This is a genomic window from Pseudoalteromonas sp. P1-11 (assembly GCF_001399995.1).
In the GTDB taxonomy this organism is placed as follows: Bacteria; Pseudomonadota; Gammaproteobacteria; order Enterobacterales; family Alteromonadaceae; genus Pseudoalteromonas; species Pseudoalteromonas atlantica.
On sequence record NZ_LJSP01000002.1, the window covers coordinates 30,972 to 50,698 of the forward strand.

Annotated in this window: 23 protein-coding genes; 16 read left to right on the top strand and 7 right to left on the bottom strand. The window is 40.1% G+C overall.

The window, feature by feature from the left end; genetic code table 11:
* Positions 1-8: 8 nt before the first annotated feature.
* Both glpE and glpG read left to right on the top strand, forming a co-directional pair.
* A complete protein-coding gene (gene glpE, locus AN390_RS02810; protein ID WP_004588558.1) occupies positions 9-326 on the top strand; it encodes a thiosulfate sulfurtransferase GlpE in 318 nt (105 codons plus the stop codon).
* Positions 323-1,144, top strand: a complete 822-nt coding sequence (glpG, locus tag AN390_RS02815; protein WP_004588557.1) for a rhomboid family intramembrane serine protease GlpG — start codon at positions 323-325, stop codon at positions 1,142-1,144. The genes glpE and glpG overlap by 4 nt, the downstream gene beginning before the upstream one ends.
* A gap of 2 nt (positions 1,145-1,146) precedes the next feature.
* Here glpG and AN390_RS02820 read toward each other — a convergent pair whose 3' ends face one another.
* Positions 1,147-1,545: a flagellar basal body-associated protein FliL gene (locus AN390_RS02820; protein ID WP_004588556.1), complete on the bottom strand. Its 399-nt coding sequence runs from the start codon at positions 1,543-1,545 to the stop codon at positions 1,147-1,149.
* 154 nt (positions 1,546-1,699) lie between these two features.
* Between AN390_RS02820 and AN390_RS02825 the strand changes: the two genes are divergently transcribed.
* Positions 1,700-2,239: a chorismate lyase gene (locus AN390_RS02825; protein WP_055252918.1), complete on the top strand. Its 540-nt coding sequence runs from the start codon at positions 1,700-1,702 to the stop codon at positions 2,237-2,239.
* A complete protein-coding gene (gene ubiA / locus AN390_RS02830) occupies positions 2,236-3,114 on the top strand; it encodes a 4-hydroxybenzoate octaprenyltransferase (protein ID WP_055252919.1) in 879 nt (292 codons plus the stop codon). Before AN390_RS02825 ends, ubiA begins: the two co-directional genes overlap by 4 nt.
* A 63-nt stretch (positions 3,115-3,177) precedes the next feature.
* Here the strand turns inward: ubiA and AN390_RS02835 are convergent, their stop codons facing one another.
* The 3 genes from AN390_RS02835 to AN390_RS02845 form a co-directional block, all read right to left on the bottom strand.
* Entirely contained in the window at positions 3,178-3,798 is a 621-nt protein-coding gene (locus AN390_RS02835) for a 2OG-Fe(II) oxygenase (protein ID WP_055252920.1), read from the bottom strand.
* A 244-nt stretch (positions 3,799-4,042) separates the two neighbouring features.
* Positions 4,043-4,927, bottom strand: a complete 885-nt coding sequence (locus tag AN390_RS02840) for a LysR family transcriptional regulator (protein ID WP_055252921.1) — start codon at positions 4,925-4,927, stop codon at positions 4,043-4,045.
* Positions 4,928-5,370: 443 nt separating this feature from the next.
* On the bottom strand, positions 5,371-5,808 hold the full coding sequence (locus AN390_RS02845) for a DUF2721 domain-containing protein (RefSeq protein ID WP_029773572.1): 438 nt from the start codon (positions 5,806-5,808) through the stop codon (positions 5,371-5,373).
* A gap of 83 nt (positions 5,809-5,891) precedes the next feature.
* Between AN390_RS02845 and AN390_RS02850 the strand changes: the two genes are divergently transcribed.
* The 3 genes from AN390_RS02850 (at position 5,892) to tsaD (ending at position 8,008) form a co-directional block, all read left to right on the top strand.
* Entirely contained in the window at positions 5,892-6,251 is a 360-nt protein-coding gene (locus AN390_RS02850; protein WP_024034351.1) for a DUF2007 domain-containing protein, read from the top strand.
* The gene (locus AN390_RS02855; RefSeq protein ID WP_004588549.1) at positions 6,235-6,825 is read left to right on the top strand and encodes a YjaG family protein; all 591 of its coding nucleotides are present in this window, start codon (positions 6,235-6,237) and stop codon (positions 6,823-6,825) included. Before AN390_RS02850 ends, AN390_RS02855 begins: the two co-directional genes overlap by 17 nt.
* Positions 6,826-6,994: 169 nt before the next feature.
* Positions 6,995-8,008, top strand: a complete 1,014-nt coding sequence (gene tsaD / locus AN390_RS02860; RefSeq protein WP_054983164.1) for a tRNA (adenosine(37)-N6)-threonylcarbamoyltransferase complex transferase subunit TsaD — start codon at positions 6,995-6,997, stop codon at positions 8,006-8,008.
* A gap of 9 nt (positions 8,009-8,017) precedes the next feature.
* Here tsaD and plsY read toward each other — a convergent pair whose 3' ends face one another.
* On the bottom strand, positions 8,018-8,626 hold the full coding sequence (plsY, locus tag AN390_RS02865) for a glycerol-3-phosphate 1-O-acyltransferase PlsY (RefSeq protein WP_024034349.1): 609 nt from the start codon (positions 8,624-8,626) through the stop codon (positions 8,018-8,020).
* Positions 8,627-8,856: 230 nt separating this feature from the next.
* Between plsY and folB the strand changes: the two genes are divergently transcribed.
* Genes folB through AN390_RS02880 form a run of 3 tightly spaced genes read left to right on the top strand, consistent with a single transcriptional unit; the run spans position 8,857 to position 10,502 of the window.
* Positions 8,857-9,216 (top strand): dihydroneopterin aldolase, encoded by a 360-nt coding sequence (gene folB, locus AN390_RS02870; protein ID WP_055252922.1) that lies wholly within the window; start codon positions 8,857-8,859, stop codon positions 9,214-9,216.
* Complete coding sequence (gene folK / locus AN390_RS02875; protein ID WP_055252923.1) at positions 9,217-9,705, top strand: 2-amino-4-hydroxy-6-hydroxymethyldihydropteridine diphosphokinase; 489 nt, start codon at positions 9,217-9,219, stop codon at positions 9,703-9,705.
* Positions 9,702-10,502, top strand: coding sequence for an undecaprenyl-diphosphate phosphatase (locus AN390_RS02880; RefSeq protein ID WP_054983166.1), 801 nt, complete (start codon positions 9,702-9,704; stop codon positions 10,500-10,502). Before folK ends, AN390_RS02880 begins: the two co-directional genes overlap by 4 nt.
* 72 nt (positions 10,503-10,574) lie before the next feature.
* Here the strand turns inward: AN390_RS02880 and AN390_RS02885 are convergent, their stop codons facing one another.
* Positions 10,575-11,363, bottom strand: a complete 789-nt coding sequence (locus AN390_RS02885) for a hypothetical protein (protein WP_055252924.1) — start codon at positions 11,361-11,363, stop codon at positions 10,575-10,577.
* A gap of 238 nt (positions 11,364-11,601) precedes the next feature.
* Here AN390_RS02885 and mpl point away from each other — a divergent pair, with 238 nt between their 5' ends.
* From mpl to AN390_RS02910, 5 genes are read left to right on the top strand one after another with little or no spacing between them, the layout of a single operon-like run.
* The gene (gene mpl / locus AN390_RS02890; protein WP_029773577.1) at positions 11,602-12,957 is read left to right on the top strand and encodes a UDP-N-acetylmuramate:L-alanyl-gamma-D-glutamyl-meso-diaminopimelate ligase; all 1,356 of its coding nucleotides are present in this window, start codon (positions 11,602-11,604) and stop codon (positions 12,955-12,957) included.
* Between the two features lies 1 nt (position 12,958).
* Positions 12,959-13,579: a flavin prenyltransferase UbiX gene (locus tag AN390_RS02895; RefSeq protein WP_055252925.1), complete on the top strand. Its 621-nt coding sequence runs from the start codon at positions 12,959-12,961 to the stop codon at positions 13,577-13,579.
* Entirely contained in the window at positions 13,579-14,508 is a 930-nt protein-coding gene (locus AN390_RS02900; protein WP_004588541.1) for an ABC transporter ATP-binding protein, read from the top strand. The genes AN390_RS02895 and AN390_RS02900 overlap by 1 nt, the downstream gene beginning before the upstream one ends.
* Positions 14,509-15,276 carry an ABC transporter permease gene (locus AN390_RS02905; protein ID WP_004588540.1) on the top strand — a complete coding sequence of 256 codons (768 nt, stop codon included), beginning with the start codon at positions 14,509-14,511 and terminating at the stop codon, positions 15,274-15,276.
* Positions 15,276-15,941 carry a tRNA (guanosine(46)-N(7))-methyltransferase TrmB gene (locus tag AN390_RS02910; protein WP_055252926.1) on the top strand — a complete coding sequence of 222 codons (666 nt, stop codon included), beginning with the start codon at positions 15,276-15,278 and terminating at the stop codon, positions 15,939-15,941. Before AN390_RS02905 ends, AN390_RS02910 begins: the two co-directional genes overlap by 1 nt.
* On the opposite strand, the gene AN390_RS02915 is transcribed toward AN390_RS02910, so the two are convergent.
* Complete coding sequence (locus tag AN390_RS02915) at positions 15,938-17,818, bottom strand: GGDEF domain-containing protein (RefSeq protein WP_055252927.1); 1,881 nt, start codon at positions 17,816-17,818, stop codon at positions 15,938-15,940. The two genes, AN390_RS02910 and AN390_RS02915, sit on opposite strands and share 4 nt — an antisense overlap.
* 276 nt (positions 17,819-18,094) lie before the next feature.
* Between AN390_RS02915 and panP the strand changes: the two genes are divergently transcribed.
* Positions 18,095-19,723, top strand: coding sequence for a pyridoxal-dependent aspartate 1-decarboxylase PanP (gene panP, locus AN390_RS02920; RefSeq protein ID WP_004588537.1), 1,629 nt, complete (start codon positions 18,095-18,097; stop codon positions 19,721-19,723).
* Positions 19,724-19,727 lie beyond the last annotated feature (4 nt).

Consider the following 19,727-nt stretch of genomic DNA (forward strand, 5'->3'; position numbering starts at 1 on the left):
AGATTTCAATGGCATTTAAACACATATCTATAGCACAAACGCACGAACTGCTTGATAAAGAAGATGTAGTGATTGCAGATATACGCGATCCTAATTCGTACCAAGCAGGGCATATTCCTGGCTCTGAAGCGCTTTCAAATGCCAATATAGCTCAGTTTATGATGGAAAAAGAGTTCGATCAGCCCATTATTATTGTTTGCTACCACGGCATGAGCTCACAAGGTGCGGCTAGTTATTTAGTAGAGCAGGGCTTTGAAGATGTATATAGCATGGATGGTGGCTTTACAGCTTGGGAAGCGGCTTACAGCGAGAAAGTGGAACGATGATTGAGCTAGGTAGTTTAAATAATCCTCGTGCCGCACAGGGCTTTATAGATTATTTAAAAAGCCAAGGCTTAGAAGGGCAACTGCGCAGTGCTGATGGCAGTAATGTTATTATTTGTGTTGCGGGCGAGCACTTTCATCAAGTGCAACCTTTGTGGGCTGAATTTGTACAAAACCCCAATCATGAGCGTTATCAACAAGCCTCTTGGGATGTGGGCAGTACACAATCTGGCTTAACGTATCAGGGACAGTCGCTTAATTTAGTGGCGCGCTTTAAAGCACTAAGCTGGCTAAATAAAACCGTAAGTATTGTAAGCGTTGCTATTTACTTTGCATTTTTATTGGGTGGCTTTGAGCAAATTTATACCGCTTTGCAGTTTAACCCGAGCCAACCACTGAACTGGTTAACGCCAGCACTTGTTCATTTTAGCGCAATGCACATTGTATTTAACCTAATTTGGTGGATGTCGTTAGGTGATAATATTGAAAAGCAATGCGGCAAGCTGAGTTTAGTTGGCCTATTTGTGGTTACTGCACTTATTAGTAACTGGGCTCAGTTTTTAATTGTGGGGCCTAACTTTGGTGGTTTAAGTGGCGTTGTGTATGGTTTATTGGGTTTTTGTTGGATTCACAGCTATTTAAATCCTAAGCAACCTGCGCTAGTAAGCACTGCCATTATTGGCTTTATGTTAATTTGGCTGGTACTTGGTTTTGCTGATGTGTTGTTTGTTGGTATGGCTAATTGGGCGCATTTAGGTGGGCTTTTAAGCGGCATGGCTTATGCCGTAACCGCTAATTTATTTAATGCTAAAAAAGCGTAAGCTTAGTGGTATAAATACTTAGTAAATAATACTTCACGAATAATCTCTTGGCCTGTTTCTTCTTTTAACAGGCTTTTTAATTTTTCGGCACACTTTGCTCTAATTTCTTCACGCCCAGTAAGCGACTTTATTTTTTCTTCAGGTTCTTTAGATAGTATTTCTACTAACGCATCGCGTAAAAGCGGGGTATGGTGCTCTACAATAGCAATATTTTCGTTATTGCTAAGCATTAAATCTATAGTCACGCGTACATAGCCCATTTTTTTACTTGAGGCGCCTATGTAATTGGTAATAATGTCTGGCTCAAAACCAAAATAGCCCACTGTAGATTCCGCTTTTGCCGAAAAGCTAAAACAGTTTAGGATCAGTGCTAAAAAACCTGCGTATACTATTTTTTTCATCTTTAGTGTGTTTCCATTTTCTTAATACAAATAGTTTATACTTAATAGCGCCTAATAAACAGCTCCTGCAATTATTTATCGGCAGTAAAACATCACTTTTTCAAATGCTTTGGCAATGTTATCATCGTCTCGGTTTTTATTTTATTGAGCTATTGTGATTACATTTCCGCTTTCTATATCTGCCAATTGGCAATGTGCTTCTTTGGTAAATAACTTATCTGCGTTAGAGCAAGAGTGGCTATTTGAGCCACATTCATTAACCGCTAAATTAAAAAGTAATGCACAAACTTTTAGTGTAAAAGTGCTTAATGAGCAAACTTTTACCCTAAGCGATGCACAGCAACAACTACTTGGCTCAAATACAAATAAAGCACTTAATCGCGAGGTGCTTTTATTGTGTGACAATACACCCATGGTGTATGCCCAAAGTTGGCTGCCCGGTACACAAACGCAAACAACACTGCATAATATGGGCGCGCGCCCTTTAGGTGATGTTATTTTTCAGCACCCTGAACTTACCCGAAGTAATATTGAGGTAGGGCGCTTTGACTCAGAACATGCGCTGCAGTCACTTGTTAAAGAGTTGAATTTAACTACGCACCCTTTATTAGGTCGTCGCAGTGTGTTTTCTATTAATGATTATCACTTTTTAGTGTGCGAAGTATTTTTACCCGGAGCCTATTTGTACTCATGAAATTAGCCCCTTTGCAATTACAGCATAGCCCTTTTTATATTCAGCTCATGCGCGTTGACAAACCTATCGGTACATTACTATTACTGTGGCCTACTTATTGGGCTCTATGGCTTGCAAACGCCGGTATGCCAAGCCTAGTTAACTTTATTGTATTTACCTTAGGCGTAATTGTTATGCGCAGTGCTGGCTGCGTTATTAACGATTTTGCAGATAGAAAAATAGACGGCTCAGTTAAGCGTACAGCAGGGCGGCCTTTGGCCACCGGACAAGTAAGTGCAGGTGAAGCACTGAGTTTATTTATATTACTGATAGCCATTGCTTTTATATTGGTATTACTACTTAGCATCAACACTATTTTATTGTCACTTGGGGCGTTGGCACTGGCATTTTGCTACCCGTTTATGAAACGCTATACACATCTTCCGCAGGTAGTCTTAGGCGCTGCATTTGGTTGGGCGATACCTATGGCATATATGGCATCAATTGACTCATTACCGCTGCAGGCGTGGCTGTTATTTGTTGCAAATATTTGTTGGACGGTAGCGTACGACACTATGTATGCCATGGTCGACAGAGATGATGATTTAAAAATAGGGGTTAAATCTACTGCTATTTTATTTGGTAAATACGACCGCCATATTATATTTTTATTAAACGCTAATTTTATAGCGTTGTTGGCGCTTATTGGCTTAATTAACCAGCTAGGTTTGGCGTTTGTTGCAGGTTTATGTACTGCCGCTGGGTTACTTATTTATCAGCAAGTGCTTATTCATAAACGTGCGCGTGATGCATGTTTTAAAGCGTTTTTAAATAATCACTATGTTGGATTAGCTATTTTTGTTGGCTTGTTCTTGTCATTTGTATTTGCGCGTTAATTTCATCTCAACGTTATAAATTTAACTTCACTATAGCCACTAGTTGTTGTGGCTATGTTAGTTTTATCGTGGCGGGTCAATTACTCCACTTATTGAGGCGTTCTTTCTAAACCAGCCAGCAATAGAGTAGCGCTCATTAATGGCAGGTAATACCTCATGTGCAAAACGCTCGCTTTCAAACATAACGAGTGTCCCCGCGGTGGGTTTAATTATTATCTCTACTTGCTTACTTTTTGGTTTGTAAATAACAAGCTCGCCACCTTGCTCGGGCGTATTTAAATAAAGGATTGTTGTAAATACGCGGTTAGATCGCCCTTTAAATGCATCAAAATGCTTTTTATAAAAGTCGCCTTGGGTGTATTTAGCGTAGTGGCACTCATAATCAAATAAGCCCATAAAAAACTGTCGATTAAGTGTGGTTTTTATACTTTCCATTGTTGCTTGATAAGTTAGCTGTGCTTGTGAGCTGCCATCAAACCAATAGGTTTTATCTTTACGAATGGTTTTATCTATTTGTAAGTCATTTAAACGGCCAATACCTGCAGCGCTAAAATGCGGGTTAATACGGTGGCAATCGGTGATTAAACTCTCTACTAGCTCGCTAATAAGTGCGTTAGGTATAACAACATAACCATGGGTTTCTATTGCATCTAAATAAACATCAGAACTAAAAAGTGTGTTCATTTATGTCTGTTGATTAAAAAAGGTGCGACAGTGTAGCCTAAAAAAATTTAATAGCTAGTGGTTTGTGCTCCGCTACTTAAGCAAATAAAAACCTAACGCGTAAGCATAAAAACTAAAAGGGCTTTTTAGGTTAAGCAGCTGTGCTGCAGGTTTTGGTAACAAGAAGAGTAAATCAGTAAGGGCTATCTAAATTGGTTGCCCTTAAAAGGTTTAAGGGCATTGCGGTATGCTATTTTATCTTGGCTTAATTAATAGTCGTAGATGCTTTTTTGATAAGAGATAATAAATGGTCAATGTGTTCGCTAACTGCTGCTTGTTGGCTTGTTTGTATAACAAGTTGTTCGTGACTTAAGTCTTTATTTGTTTTTAGCTGTACAAGCTCTGTGTGCTCTGCAAGAGTGCTCGCGTGTTCAATACTCGCAATAGCAAAGTGATCTGATTTAACCAGCCCTGACATTACTTGCTCAATGCTGCCTACCTTAATGCTAGCCGATTTATTGAGCATATCGATGGCTTCGTTAAGCATGCTTTGTACTTGTTTAGACTGAGAAAAGCAGCCGTACATAGGGTAGCTATCTAAATCGTGTTTGCTGATATCGCTTTTATTTGCTAACGGATGGTGTTTAGAAACAAACAATACCAGTTGGTCTGGCAGGTGTATGTCGCTGCCGATGCTGTTAATTGCCTGCGAATAAACACTAATATCAATCTCGCCCTCTTGCAGTTTACGCGCAAGTTCGTGCTGCTCTTGCAATTGCATTTCTATTTTAACATGGGGGTATTGTGCTAAAAATTGCCCGCATGAGATAGGCACTACACTGCTGGCTTTGTTGGTATAGCCAATAACTAACTTTTCGTCAGTATTGCCGTTAACCGATTGAGAAATTCGTTTTTTTGTATGCTCAAGTTCGGCAAGGGTGTTTTTGGCGTAATCAAGAAATAACTCGCCTTCGGGTGTTAACTTTACTGAACGTGTTGAGCGTTTCACCAGTTCGTACCCCATTTCGTCTTCTAGGGTTTGAATGCTGCGCGTTAGCGCTGATGTGCTAATTTGAGTTTGTTCAGCTGCTTGTCTGAAATGACGTAATACACCAAGCGCTACAAATTGTTCTAATTGTTCAAATCTCACTTTATAGTCCCTTTTTATAAGTAAGTCGCGTGTGCCGCGAACATCAATAATATTAGATTTAACGTTTCAAAAAGCGAAGCCTAATATGTAACTGTGTTTGCAAATTTATGACATATTTGCATCAGCATATCCCCCTTTTTGTATTATTTAAAGGGAATACTTATTAAAAAATATCACCAATTAGGCTTATATTTTGATTAATTACGCTGTTTTAAACCTAACTAGTCGAGATAGTGATAATAAACACAATGGCTTACCTTCCTAGCTGCGTTAAAAAGTAATACTTTAGACATAATTTAGCATTAATTAATAAAAAAGTATGCCATAAAAAAAGAGTGCAGGAAAATTATTTAGTAGTGATTTGTAATGAAGTGAGGCGTAACAACCTATAAATATAGGTTATATTCATGATTTCATTATTTTCAACTCTATTAAATAAGCCGCTAAGGCTTACTACTTTTGTTAGTAAAGTTTTTAGTAATGCGGTTACTTAGGGGTTTGTCTTCAATACTTTGTAGCTCTATTTCTATGGCGTCGCACGAAATATGAATTTCAAATAACGATGTTAATAAAGAAAGGCTTAAGCACGCTAAGCTCACCCCAAACAAAATAATGCCTGTGGTGTTAAATTCTATAAATAAGGCAAACATTGATAGCGTACACAATAAAAAAGAGGCCACACCATACACTTGCATGGTACGTATTAGTTTAATGCGCTTCCTTAAGTTTGTTATTTGAGCCACAACAACGGGGCGAATAGACTCACCTTCTCGTGAATTTAATTCTCGGATTAATTGCGCTAGTACTAAAAAGCGGTTTGTGTAAGCAAGCAGCAACAGTGAGATTGCTGGAAAAAGTAAACCTGGGGTAGTAAGTGTCATTGTTTTATCCTAAAAAGTTACCTGCTATACACTTTAGTAGAGTATCGTAGGATATTGTAAACACAAAATAATTGAGGTGATAATTGCAAAATATTAATACTCATAGTACTCAGCAAGCTTTTCAGTGGGTAACGCTCTACAAAGCAGATAACACATTAGAGGCAAATATAATCAAAGGGCTGTTATTAAGCGCGGGAATTGAGTGCCAAATTCAAGGTGAAATGCTTCAAGGCGCCTTAGGCGAAATCCCCTTTGAACAAACCCAAGTAAGTGTGCAGGTTTATTCGATAAAAGAGCGCCACGCGCGCGAAATATTGGTAAACTACCAACAAGTAAAACAATCCGCTCCAGATTGGGTATGCCCTAACTGTAATGAGCATAATGGATCAACATTTGATTTTTGTTGGTCATGTGAGACGTTAAGAAATGACAAAAGCGAATAACTTTCAACGTATTAGAGAGCTAAACTACTTACAAAAAGCAGTGTTAGCAAGTGCTTTAATTGAGCGTATGTTACCTAATTATGGTTTATTTAGTGAAGCCACCGGTTTTGGTGATGAAGCCTTATTACGCAGTGCGTTAAATGTTTGCTGGGAAAAAATATTACTACCAAAAAGTAAAATAGATCTCGAAAAACAAGTAGAAAAAATTGAGCCAAATGTACCTGAACTTGCCGACTTTGATATGTTTGGTACTTACCCCGCAATAGACGCTGCTACGTCGCTTTTGAGCCTAATGCACGGCTTGATGGGGCAAGACGAGCAAGAATTTATAAGCGTTAGTAAAATATCGCAAGCAACGGTGGCGCGTTTTATTGAATACCAAATGACGGTTGAAGGTGAAGTGGCTGACAATAAAGCCGTACGAGAACACCCATTAATGCAATACGAAATTGAAGTGTTGAGTGAGCTAATCGACTTTGTAGAAAATATGGGCCGCGTGACTTCTGAAAACGTTAAGGCACTTAAAAAGCAGGCCGTTGCAGATGGACAAACCAATATTGGTTTAGCGTTATAGTTGTAATTATTAACTGTAGTTAATTAATCGCTCTCTAGCAATTTTAGCGTTTATTACATTGAACTTAGTAAAAACCTTAGCTAGAGAATGATAAAATAGTTTTAAATATGTGTGTAAATCTCTTAACCACAATGCAGGTTAAGCAGTAAATAAAGGCAGGAGAAGTAAAGTGCGAATTTTAGGCATTGAGTCATCGTGTGATGAAACCGGTATTGCAATTTACGATGATGAAAAAGGCTTATTGGCTCACCAGTTATACAGCCAAGTAAAAGTACATGCAGATTATGGCGGTGTTGTACCTGAGCTTGCATCGCGCGATCATGTTCGTAAAACCCTGCCACTTATTGACGCTGCGTTTGCTCAAGCCGGTTGTGGCCCTGAAGATTTAGATGGCATTGCATACACCGCAGGCCCTGGTTTAGTCGGGGCGTTACTGGTAGGTACCTCTATTGGCCGCTCTTTAGCCTATGGTTGGGATATTCCAGCTGTTGCCGTGCATCATATGGAAGGGCATTTACTTGCTCCTATGCTTGAAGAAAATGTGCCTGAGTTTCCCTTTATTGCTTTGCTCGTGTCGGGCGGCCATACCATGATGGTAAAAGTAGCCGGTATAGGCCAGTACGAAGTATTGGGTGAATCTGTTGATGATGCCGCAGGTGAAGCATTTGATAAAACAGCTAAACTGCTAGGGCTTGATTACCCAGGCGGCCCTCGACTAGCTAAAATGGCTGAGCAAGGTGTTGCAAAACGGTTTGTTTTTCCACGCCCTATGACGGATAAGCCAGGCCTTGATTTTAGCTTTAGTGGCTTAAAAACAGCAGCTTCTATAGCGATTCGCGAAAATGATGATGACGCACAAACCAAAGCAGATATCGCCCATGCGTTTCAAACAGCAGTGATTGATACATTGGTTATTAAGTGTAAGCGTGCTCTAAAACAAACTGGGATAAAACGTTTAGTGATTGCCGGCGGAGTAAGTGCAAATACACAGCTGCGCTTACAGCTTGAGCGTGTTATGCAAGGTATGAAAGGACAGGTTTACTACCCACGTACTGAGTTTTGTACTGATAATGGCGCAATGATTGCCTATGCTGGTATGCAGCGCTTAAAAGCAGGCCAGTTTGCCACACTCGACATGAAAACCAAACCGCGTTGGCCAATAGACAGCTTAGAAGCGATTTAGCATAAATAATTATTGATTTTTTTCATTAGTGGGTGCTTTTTTAGCGCCCACTTTTGGTTCTTCACCTTTGAAAAGGCGGATAATATTGGTGCGATGACGAAATATAATTAGCACAGTAATAAAGGTTACCGGTAGGGTGTAAAGCGGTTTAATCAACCACGTATACAGTGGAGCAAGCGACACCGTGACCAAAGCGCCTAATGAAGAAAAGCGCGTAATAGCAACCACAATAATCCAAGTGCTTATTAACAGCCCCGCCAACGATAAACCAATCGGCAATAAAGAGCCAAATGCAGTGGCTACCGCCTTTCCGCCTTTAAAGCTAAAAAATAGTGGGTACATATGCCCTAAACACGCGGCAACGGCGACCAAACCAAGTGCTAAAGGCGTTAGGTCTAAAAAATAAGCCCCCCATACGGGGATAGTGCCTTTTAAAATATCAAACACTAATACTAAGCACGCAGGAAAGGCTCCACCTAAACGATACACATTGGTGGCACCTGGGTTATTTGAACCGCTGCTGCGAGGGTCTGGCAGTTTGAATAGCCGAGACACTAATATAGCCGATGAAATCGACCCTAATAAGTAGGCTAAAACAAACAGTAAAATGGCTAACACAAAGTCCCTTATTTTTTAATTGCTATACCCATCGATAGCACTTTTACGCTATTATTGGCGGCACAATTTATCGTGAAAATTATTAACTGCTGTATTTTGCAGTTAATCTAGCTATTTGGCTATTGTAGAAGTAATTTTTACATATTTAAACACTGCTTAAAGCATATACAGTATTAATTTAATCAATGCATTGTATGCTTAGAGAGTGTTTATAGTTATTTGGAGCATCAATGGATAAGGTTTTTATATCTCAACTACACGTCGACACAATTATTGGAGTGTACGACTTTGAAAAAGAAAGTAAACAAAGCCTTTATTTTGATATTGAAATGCTCAGCGATATAAAGCCTGCAGCAGCAAATGATGACATTAATTTAGCACTCGATTATGCAAAAGTAAGCGAGCGAGTGATTGAGCACACTACGGCTGAGCCGGTTGAGTTACTTGAAACCTTAGTAGAGCAACTAGCAACTATTATATTAACCGAATTTAATACACCACAAGTAACAATTAGAGTGAGCAAACCGGCCGCTGTAGCTCAAGCAAACACTGTAGGTGTAGAAATAACACGCACAAAGGCTATGAGCTAAATGGCGCAAATTTATATCAGCTTAGGCTCAAATATAAATAAAGCGCATTATATTCGCTGTGCGCTTGATGCACTTGAGCAACACTTTACAGATATTGTGCATTCATCTGTTTTTGAAAGCGAAGCTGTAGGGTTTAAAGGAAATAACTTTTATAACTCGGTGGTGGCTGCTACCACATCAATGCCGCTTGAGCGTGTATGTAAGTTATTAAAACAAATAGAGCGTGATAACGGGCGTAAAGCGGATGATAAAAAATTTAGCCCCCGTACATTAGATTTAGATCTGCTCTTTTACGATGACGTTATTTGCGACTCGCCAGCACAATTACCTCGCGATGAAATTACCAAAAACGCTTTTGTACTTCAGCCACTTTGTGAAGTCGCCCCCAATTTTTATCACCCCGTTGCCAAGCAAACCATAGCTGCGCTATGGAGTGCGTATAACAACCCTCAACAAAAACTATGGAAGGTGGAGTTTTCTAACCCATGAGTATTTTAGAAATAATTATTTTAGCCCTGATACAAGGATTTACTGAGTTTTTACCTATTTCGAGCTCAGCTCACTTAATTTTACCTTCGCAAATTTTGGGATGGGAAGACCAAGGCCTTGCTTTTGATGTGGCTGTGCATGTTGGTACGTTAATAGCGGTTGTTATTTATTTTCGTAAAGAAGTGGCTGATATTCTTAGCGCCTGGTTTAAATCGTTTGGCGCTCAAGGCACCACCGACGACAGCAAACTTGGCTGGTGGATTATACTGGGCACTGTACCTGCAGCGTTATTAGGCTTATTGCTAAAAGACGTTGTTGAGCTGTACCTGCGCAGTGCGTGGGTTATAGCTGCTACGACTATTATTTTTGGTTTATTACTTTGGTACGCCGATGCCAAAGGTAAGCAAATGAAAACAATTTATCAGCTTAACTGGAAAACAGCGCTGTTTATTGGCTTTGCTCAAGCGGTGGCTATGATCCCTGGTACCTCTCGCTCAGGCATTACTATGACAGCGGGTTTATTGCTGGGCATGAACAAACAAAGCGCAGCGCGTTTTTCGTTTTTACTCGCTATACCTATTATTTCTATGATGGGTCTTTACTACACAATAGAGTTGGCTTTGGGCGATCATGTGGTTGATTGGAGCACATTAATTTTAGGTGTAGTCCTTTCGTTTTTATCGGCGTACGCCTGTATATTCATGTTTTTAAAAGTGATAGAACGAATGGGTATGCTGCCGTTTGTTATTTACAGACTTTTACTTGGCGTTGGCTTAATTGTATTTTTAACGCTTTAAAATAAAAAGTGCATAAAGTGCCCCCACTAGCTTAATTTTAAACTACAGCGGGGGCCTTAATATCTACAAAAGTTACAAATTAAGTAAATAAGCTTCTATAAACTGACGTTGATTTGGTGCTTCAGGTGCTGTTTTAAAGCTAATGACGCCTGCATTTTTTCGTAACTTGAGTTTATCAGTAAATTGACACTCAACACGATTGAATTGTGAAGCAGTGTGTTTAAAGTTTTCGTCTTTTTCACACATGTACGCTATTTCATTTGCAACTTGAGCGCAAAAAGAACCCACCGCATACTTTTTAAGGTTTTCGTCGTTGACGTTAGCCCAGTCAAGTTGTGTCTCTATGGCTGAGCCGCACTGTTGAAGTGTATTTTGTTGTGCTTTAATTAGTTGTTGCTGTTGAATTTTTAAATGTTTGTTACGATCAAAGCTAGCAAGTCGCTCTTGAGTTCCGTCAGCTAACTGTTGTTCGTATTGTGCTTTTAAATCTTCAACAATAGCAGGGCTAGATTCATCTTTTTTTGATAAGAAAGTGCCTTCACTACCTTGAGGTATGTATAGGGTGTAAGAGCAACAGCGATAACCTTCATTAACAGTGACTAAACTACGCTCAGTTCCATCAAAAGTGAACTTATACGCTTTATTTGTTCCATGAGGCTTTAGGTTTGTTAGAAAAACGACACCATCAATCTTATGGTTTACCCCTGTAACTTTCACTAATGCCTGTTTTTTATCAAGAGTTGGTGCAATAACAACGTTTACTCCTTCACCTGAATTTAGTTCTAGGGGGTATTTAGCCAGCTCGAGCGCAAAAGCTTGCTGAAAAAATAAAATAGAGGCTACGAACAATAGCTTTTTCATGATAAGTCCTTTTAATTATTAAGAATTGTATTTAGCTAATTTATAACACCGATGCCAATTTATTTAAAGCTGTAGCCAAAATTGCGAAACCTGACTCTCAAATAAAAATTAATAAGGATTAACGCTGTTTTAGCATCAGTGAATTGACGAGACGTGCATAGTCACGAAGCCTAAAATTTGGCATTATAGCGCCATTAAACTTCACAGACGTGCGAAGTACGAAAGGATTTAAAAAGTTATGCATATTCATATATTAGGCATTTGCGGCACCTTTATGGGCGGTATAGCGGCTATTGCTAAATCGCTTGGCCATAAAGTAACCGGCTCTGATCAAAATGTTTACCCGCCGATGAGCACTCAACTTGAGCAGCTGGGCATTGAGCTAACCCAAGGTTACGACGTAAAACAGTTAGAGCCAAAGCCAGACATGGTGGTTATTGGTAATGCCATGAGCCGAGGTAACCCCTGCGTAGAGTATGTATTAGATAAGGGCTTGCCGTATACATCGGGGCCAGAGTGGCTTAAACATAACCTATTGCAAAATGCTTGGGTGCTTGCGGTGGCAGGCACACATGGCAAAACCACCACAGCAAGCATGCTGGCGTGGATTTTAGAGTATGCAGGTTTAAAACCCGGGTTTTTAATTGGTGGCATAGTTCAAAACTTTGGTGTGTCAGCCAAAGTGGGCGAAACCCCGTTTTTTGTAATAGAAGCGGATGAATACGATACCGCTTTTTTTGATAAGCGCAGTAAATTTGTGCATTACTTACCACGTACGCTCATTTTAAATAACCTTGAGTTTGACCACGCCGATATTTTTGACGATTTAAACGCAATAAAAAAACAATTTCATCACTTAATGCGTACATTACCTCATACTGGCAAGGTAATTTGGCCAAAAGACGATGTCGCACTTGATGATGTTATTAAGCAAGGGCTCTGGAGCGAAAGTGAAACCCTAAATGGTGATTGGCATTATGACTTGCTAAGCGCTGATGGTAGCCAATTTAATGTGCTTTTAAACAATGAACTTCAAGGCACAGTTAATTGGCAGGCAATAGGCGAGCATAATGTTAAAAATGCCATTATGGCTATCGCGGCAGCGCGCCATGTAGGTATAGCCGTTGAGCATAGCATTGCAGCGCTTGAAGAGTTTATTAGCCCTAAACGGCGTATGGAGCTTAAAGCCGATATAAATAACATTAAAGTGTACGACGATTTTGCGCACCACCCAACAGCCATAAAAACCACGCTTGCGGGGTTACGTGCAAAAGTGGGTGATGAAAAAATTATTGCTATTTTAGAGCCACGCTCAAACACCATGAAGATGGGTGTACACCAACATACGCTACTTGCTTCGTTAAGTGATGCCGATGACGTGCTGTTATTTGAGCCCGACAACCTAAATTGGTCTCTTAAAGCGCAAGCCGATAATGCCGGTATGCAGTGTTTTAATAGTACGCAAATGATTATTGACACTGTGCTTGAAAATATCATGCCAAATCAGCACATATTAATTATGAGCAATGGCGGTTTTAATGGCTTACATCAACACTTAGTTGATGGTTTAGCTAAAAAATACAGCGGAGAATAATGTGCAGTTTAAAGATAAAATTACGCTGGCGTTTAGTGGTGCTTCAGGCGCGCCTTACGGTTTAAGATTGCTTGAAGCATTACTCGCGCAGCAATTTCAAGTGTATGTACTTATATCAAGTGCTGCGCGCGTGGTGCTTGATACAGAGTCAAACATTAAACTCTCAGCTAATGAAGATAAAGCAACTGAGCAGTTAAGTGCTTTATTTAATGCCAAGCCAGAGCAGTTAAAAGTATTTGGTAAAGATAACTGGTTTAGTCCTGTAGCTTCAGGCTCTGCGGCTCCTAAAAAAATGGTAGTATGCCCGTGCAGTGCAGGGTCTGTATCTGCTATTGCGCTCGGTGCATCAGATAACCTACTCGAGCGTGCAGCCGATGTGGTTATTAAAGAGCGAGGGCAATTAATTTTAGTGCCACGCGAAACTCCCTTTAGCGAAATTCACCTTGAGAATATGTTAAAGCTTGCGCGTTTAGGGGTCACTATTATGCCCGCTGCGCCTGGTTTTTATCACAAGCCACAACGTATTGAAGACTTAGTTGATTTTATGGTGGCGCGAATTTTAGATCATTTAAACATTGAACATAACCTAACTAAACGTTGGGGTTATGGTGAGGGTAAATAATGAATAAGCAAAATGTTGCTTTAAATATAGAAGGCCTGACCAAGGTTTATAAAAACGGTGTAGAGGCCGTGAAAGGTGTTGATTTACAAGTTTTTGAAGGCGACTTTTTTGCCTTACTTGGCCCAAATGGTGCCGGTAAGTCGACCACTATTGGTGTTATATCGTCCTTGGTAAATAAAACGCAAGGTAAGGTGGAAGTGTTTGGTCACAACATCGATACCGACCTTGAAGCTGCTAAAGCGCATTTAGGGCTTGTGCCACAAGAGTTTAACTTTAGTCAGTTTGAAACGCTTGGCCAAATATTGGTAAATCAAGCAGGCTACTACGGTGTTACCCGCGCAGAAGCGCATAAGCGTGCCGATAAATATTTAACTCAGCTTGGCTTATTAGAAAAAAAAGACAAGCAAGCACGTACGCTTTCTGGGGGTATGAAACGCCGTTTAATGATTGCCCGCGCATTAATGCATGAGCCAAAGCTACTAATATTAGATGAACCCACTGCAGGGGTTGATATAGAGCTGCGCCGCTCAATGTGGGACTTTTTACGCCAAATTAATGAGCAAGGCGTAACGATAATTTTAACCACGCATTATCTTGAAGAAGCCGAGCTGTTATGTAAAAACATCGCCATTATTGATACTGGCCGTATTGTTGAAAACACCACTATAAAAGCGTTACTAGCTAAGCTTGATAAAGAAACCTTTGTGCTCGATTTAAAACAGCCAGCACAGCCAGTTACCCTTGAGGGGTACTCGTTTAGCATGCCTGATGAGCACACCATAGAAGTTGAAGTGGCTAAATCTCAAGGCTTAAATGCAGTTTTCAGTGCGCTAACCGAGCAAGGCAACACTGTTTTGAGTATGCGTAATAAAGCAAACAGATTAGAAGAGTTATTTGTAGGATTACTAGAGCAAGGGCGGGGCGAATAAATGTTTAAATATGGCGTAGCCTTAAAGAGTTTATGGATTAAAGAGTGTATTCGTTTTTTACGTATTTGGGTGCAAACCTTAGTACCGCCGGCGATTACGATGAGTTTATACTTTGTTATTTTTGGTAATTTAATTGGCTCACGTATTGGTGAAATGGGTGGTTTTAGCTACATGGAATTTATTGTTCCGGGGCTAATAATGATGTCGGTTATTACCAACTCATATTCTAATGTTGCTTCTAGTTTTTATTCAACCAAGTTTCAAAAAAGTATTGAAGAGCTATTGGTTGCGCCTGTGCCTAATTACATAATTGTACTTGGTTATATGGGCGGCGGTATGACCCGCGGCATGATGGTAGGCTTTATTGTTACCTGTGTATCACTGTTGTTTGTGGATATTCAAATACACAATATATTTGTAATTATGGCGACGGTAATTTTAACCTCAGCGGTGTTTGCACTAGGTGGTTTAATTAACGCTATTTACGCCAATAGTTTTGACGATATTAGTATTATCCCAACCTTTATTTTAACGCCACTAACATACTTAGGTGGCGTATTTTATTCAATTACGCTACTGCCAGAGTTTTGGCAAAATGTATCGCAAATAAACCCAATTATTTATATGGTTAATGCGTTTCGTTATGGCTTTTTAGGCGTGTCGGATGTTGATTTAAGTGTCGCGCTTGGCGTTATATTAGTATTTATTACGGTGCTATTTACTTTAGCGCTAACGTTAATTAAAAAAGGTGTGGGGCTTAGACATTAATGAGCGATGCAAATTCACGCAGTATTGTATCTAATCAGGCGGGTATACACGAAAAGCTTGATGAAATCGTTAACAAGCATTTAAACGCAGAGTTTAAAAAGCCTATTGCTGAGCACACTCAACAAGCGTTTGATGAAGTCAATGAGCAGGTTCAAGCTTTTAATGGACCGCTTATTATAGACTCATGTTGTGGAGTAGGAGAGAGCTCGGCTAATTTAGCTAAGCGCCACCCAGATGCATTAATTATTGGTATTGATAAATCGTCACACCGCTTAGATAAGCACGATGTTGAATATAAACAAACAGACAGCGGCCAGTACATTTTGGTACAAGCTGACTTAAACGACTTTTGGCGTTTAGCTGTGGCTGCTAATTGGCAGCCTACTCATCATTATTTGCTTTATCCTAACCCATGGCCTAAATCTAAGCATATCCAGCGTAGGTGGCACGGCGCGGCTATTTTTCCGTTTATTGTTAAGCTAGGCGGTCGCTTAGAGGTGCGCAGTAACTGGGATATTTATGTTAAAGAGTTTGCCAGAGCGCTTGAGCTATCGGGACACCCTTGTGAGGTGACGCTGTATGAATCAAACGAAGCAATTACTCCGTTTGAGCGTAAATACTGGGCCAGCGGCCAACAAAGCCATCGTTTAGTGATAGACCTTTAAACGGCCACTTCCTCTTGGCTTGATGAGTTAACATGTGGCGCTGGGTAAGCAAAGTAATTGCCTTGCATCAGCGCCACATCTACATTTTTAAGCGCATTTTCAATACTTACATTTTCTACCGACTCTGCCATGAGCGTTAAACCAAGCTGCTTTGCAGCATGAACTGTATGCTCAATAAATAAGGCTATATTTTCATCACTTACTGCTTGTTTTACTAATGCGCCGTCGAGTTTTATACCGTTTACTTCAAGCTTTAGCGCATTCGAAATATTTGAATAACCACTACCAAAACCAGTAATAATGACATTCACCCCTTTGGTTTTTACCATAGAAATAAACGTTTTAACCTCTAAAAAATTAGTAATAGCGTGTGACTCTAAAAGGCCAAGCGTTATGTTTTCTGGGTGCGGGTAGCGCTTAAGCTCGCTAGCAATGTATTCACTCAAACTAGGGTCGAGTATATCTTTATCGCTGATATTTAAGCTCCAGCATATATCTGTTTTTCTAAACCGCTCTATACATTGGCTAAATAGCGTGCGCGTTAGTAGTCCGCCCATTCTTGAGCGGCTCACTACATTTAAAAATGAGTCGGGTTTTAAAATTTCGCCATTTTTAGTCACCATTCTGGCTAAGCATTCGTAATGTACAACTTCATTATTGGTGGTGTTAAACATAGCTTGAAAATAAGGCACTATGCGGTTGTTATCAAATGCTTCTTGAACCTCTTTGGCAAGGCTTACATTGTATTGATACTGGTTTTTTACATCGCTCATTACTTTTGAGTAGCTAACAACCTTACCGCGGCCGTGTTTAGCCTGAAGCGTTGCAATGTGCGCGTTTTCAATCAGTAGTGATTTATTACCACTGGCGATACCTGCGCAGTAAGTTATATAAATAAATGGGTTAGTTAATACCGGGCTGTTTGCGTTATACGACTCAACTAAATCGCTCAGTTCGCTGCTTTTAAAGCTTTTAGGGGTAAGAACGGCAATTTTATTAGTAGCAAGGCGATACACCTTACAGCTTTGCGGGCTGCGGCTTTGATAATGACTGAGCAAGTTTTTCATTACGTTGTCGCCAACTTGAGTGCCATAAAAGCTATTAATATCTTCAATTTCGTTCACCCAAATAATGGCAAGTTGCATGTGGTGTGAATTACTCTTTTTGATAAAGTACTCAAGCGCAATATGATTGGCAAAGCCCGTACTGGCATCTGTTGCTAGGGTACGCTTTAACAAATATATATAAATAGCTGCAACCAGTACCGCAATAAAAAAGAAAAAACACGCCGTTATTATGGCTTTAGTGACGCTGTATTGAAGCTTTTTATTTAAATCATCTAAGGTTATGTCGGCACCCGTAATGTAGGTGGTACCATATTTATCTACAAAGGGAATAAAAACAGTTTTAAAATCACCCCATTGGTCGCTCGATTGCTCAAAAACAGGCTCAGTAGAATAAAACGCGCCCCTGTTAATGTCGGTGGCCTCTGGGTATAAATCAAGAAATTGCGTAACACGTGCGTTTTCTTGATCGTCTTTGGTGTAGCTGGATGAGGTAAAGTAAACTTTGTTATCGCGCATGATCATCGAATAGACGTAAGCTATATCAAGCGCTTGTGCAAGCTCTGAGAGTTGTTTGCTTTTAGTTTGGTAAACCGAAAAACCAATATCGTAGCCTTGGCTAATTCTATCGTGGTAACGCTGCCCTAAAATATGTTTTACGCTGGTGGCTGCATTTAGAAGGCGCTCATCGACAGCGTGCATTATTTCGCTACGCGCTGAGCTATAGGTGTAATAAACATAGACTAATAAACTGACCAAAAACAATGTAAAGCCAGCTATAAACCACTTCCCTTTTAATTTCCCTGTGAGCATACTTGTCCCTTATTGTTACACATATTAAGTATACGCATAAATGTAATTTGCCCAAAACTAAAATGTGACTTTTTAATAAAATCCTATTATTGAAATTTTTTTACAATATTTGTCATCCGTTTAGTCGCTTTTATGGCTTAAAGGGAGACATTTTACTTATATTGCAGTAAAGTTAGCGCAATTTTTAAAAGAAGCACGCTGCTTATAATAGCGCCATAGTTTGGCATTTTTAACTGTTAAACGCGTGTTTTAGCTACACACACACTAGGTATAAAGATGGATCAAAAGCGTTGTGCCGTCGCCTCTAAAGAAAGCCTTAAGCGTATATTTACTGTACCTGAAGCGCCAGACTCAACTTTAAGCAAAATTGAGCTTGAAATTTCGAGTAATTTAGCAGGGTTTTTAAACGAAAATATAGCGGCAATTGAAAAACCATTACACGAAATTGAAAAAGATTTTCAGGCTGCGGTGATCCCAGAAAACCCAACGTTTGTATCTGCTTACGCCCAAGATATTATGGAGCAGCTAGTTGCCCATTCTGTACACACGGCTGCGCCTAGCTTTATTGGGCATATGACATCGGCTCTTCCGCATTTTTTACTACCGCTTTCAAAGTTGATGGTGGGGCTTAATCAAAACCTAGTAAAAATAGAAACCTCAAAAGCATTTACGCCCCTAGAGCGCCAAGTACTAGGTATGATGCATCATTTAGCTTACTCGCAAGATGAGTCGTTTTATTCTAAATGGATGCACAGTGCTAAAACATCACTCGGTGCTTTTTGTTCTGGTGGTACAGTTGCAAACATAACGGCATTGTGGATTGCGCGTAACCGCTTATTAAAACCCGACGGCAGCTTTAAAGGCATTGCCGCTCAAGGGCTCGTTGCCGGTATGCTGCATTATGGCTATAAAGGGCTGGCCGTTTTAGTGTCGGAGCGAGGGCATTATTCTTTAGGTAAATCAATTGATTTACTAGGTATCGGCCGTGAAAATTTAATTGGTGTAAAAACCTGCGAAAATAATAAGGTTGATGTGAATGCCATGCGCGAAAAAGCCTTAGAGCTTGAATCGCAAGGCATAAAAGTTATGGCAATTGTAGGGGTTGCTGGCACAACCGAGACCGGTAATATCGACCCTCTTGATGATATGGCCGATTTAGCACAGCAAATAAACTGTCATTTTCACGTTGATGCAGCGTGGGGTGGGGCAACGCTTTTATCGCAAACGCATCGCCCATTATTAAAAGGAATTGAGCGCGCAGATTCAATTACCATTGATGCACACAAACAAATGTATGTGCCAATGGGCGCAGGCTTGGTGTTATTTAAAGACCCAACTGCTACGGATGCAATAGAGCACCATGCAGAGTACATATTACGTAAAGGTTCAAAAGATTTAGGAAGCCATACACTTGAAGGCAGCCGCCCAGGTATGGCTATGTTAGTACATGCTTGCTTACGCGTTATTGGCCGCAAAGGCTATGAAATGCTTATTGATCGTAGTATCAAAAAAGCACATTACTTTGCTGATTTAATTAAAGCCGATGAAGACTTTGAGCTGATTTCAGAGCCTGAGCTGTGTTTGCTTACATACCGCTATGTGCCTAAACAAATTAAACAAGCCATAGCCCAAGCAGATGCCGCAACACGGTTAGAAATTTTCGCGTCGCTCAATCGCTTTACTGCCAGTATGCAAAAACGCCAACGTGAATCAGGGCGCTCGTTTGTATCGCGTACTCGCTTAACCCCTTCAAAGTACGATAATCAGCCGACGGTGGTATTTAGAGTGGTATTGGCTAATCCGCTCACATCGGGTGTTATATTAAAAGAGATTTTAGCTGAGCAAAAAGAGCTTGCTAAAACAGACCCTGTATTTAAAAAGTACTTAAGTAAGTATATGCAGTAACGCC

Bases quoted from the DNA above. Each gene is read 5' to 3' on its own strand.
- AN390_RS02845 (WP_029773572.1), bottom strand. From the start codon at position 5,808: ATGACACTTACTACCCCAGGTTTACTTTTTCCAGCAATCTCACTGTTG.
- AN390_RS02905 (WP_004588540.1), top strand. From the start codon at position 14,509: ATGTTTAAATATGGCGTAGCCTTAAAGAGTTTATGGATTAAAGAGTGT.
- AN390_RS02820 (WP_004588556.1), bottom strand. From the start codon at position 1,545: ATGAAAAAAATAGTATACGCAGGTTTTTTAGCACTGATCCTAAACTGT.
- glpE (WP_004588558.1), top strand. From the start codon at position 9: ATGGCATTTAAACACATATCTATAGCACAAACGCACGAACTGCTTGAT.
- AN390_RS02885 (WP_055252924.1), bottom strand. From the start codon at position 11,363: ATGAAAAAGCTATTGTTCGTAGCCTCTATTTTATTTTTTCAGCAAGCT.
- AN390_RS02835 (WP_055252920.1), bottom strand. From the start codon at position 3,798: ATGAACACACTTTTTAGTTCTGATGTTTATTTAGATGCAATAGAAACC.
- ubiA (WP_055252919.1), top strand. From the start codon at position 2,236: ATGAAATTAGCCCCTTTGCAATTACAGCATAGCCCTTTTTATATTCAG.
- folB (WP_055252922.1), top strand. From the start codon at position 8,857: ATGGATAAGGTTTTTATATCTCAACTACACGTCGACACAATTATTGGA.
- AN390_RS02910 (WP_055252926.1), top strand. From the start codon at position 15,276: ATGAGCGATGCAAATTCACGCAGTATTGTATCTAATCAGGCGGGTATA.
- glpG (WP_004588557.1), top strand. From the start codon at position 323: ATGATTGAGCTAGGTAGTTTAAATAATCCTCGTGCCGCACAGGGCTTT.
- AN390_RS02855 (WP_004588549.1), top strand. From the start codon at position 6,235: ATGACAAAAGCGAATAACTTTCAACGTATTAGAGAGCTAAACTACTTA.
- mpl (WP_029773577.1), top strand. From the start codon at position 11,602: ATGCATATTCATATATTAGGCATTTGCGGCACCTTTATGGGCGGTATA.
- AN390_RS02900 (WP_004588541.1), top strand. From the start codon at position 13,579: ATGAATAAGCAAAATGTTGCTTTAAATATAGAAGGCCTGACCAAGGTT.
- folK (WP_055252923.1), top strand. From the start codon at position 9,217: ATGGCGCAAATTTATATCAGCTTAGGCTCAAATATAAATAAAGCGCAT.
- AN390_RS02880 (WP_054983166.1), top strand. From the start codon at position 9,702: ATGAGTATTTTAGAAATAATTATTTTAGCCCTGATACAAGGATTTACT.
- panP (WP_004588537.1), top strand. From the start codon at position 18,095: ATGGATCAAAAGCGTTGTGCCGTCGCCTCTAAAGAAAGCCTTAAGCGT.
- AN390_RS02915 (WP_055252927.1), bottom strand. From the start codon at position 17,818: ATGCTCACAGGGAAATTAAAAGGGAAGTGGTTTATAGCTGGCTTTACA.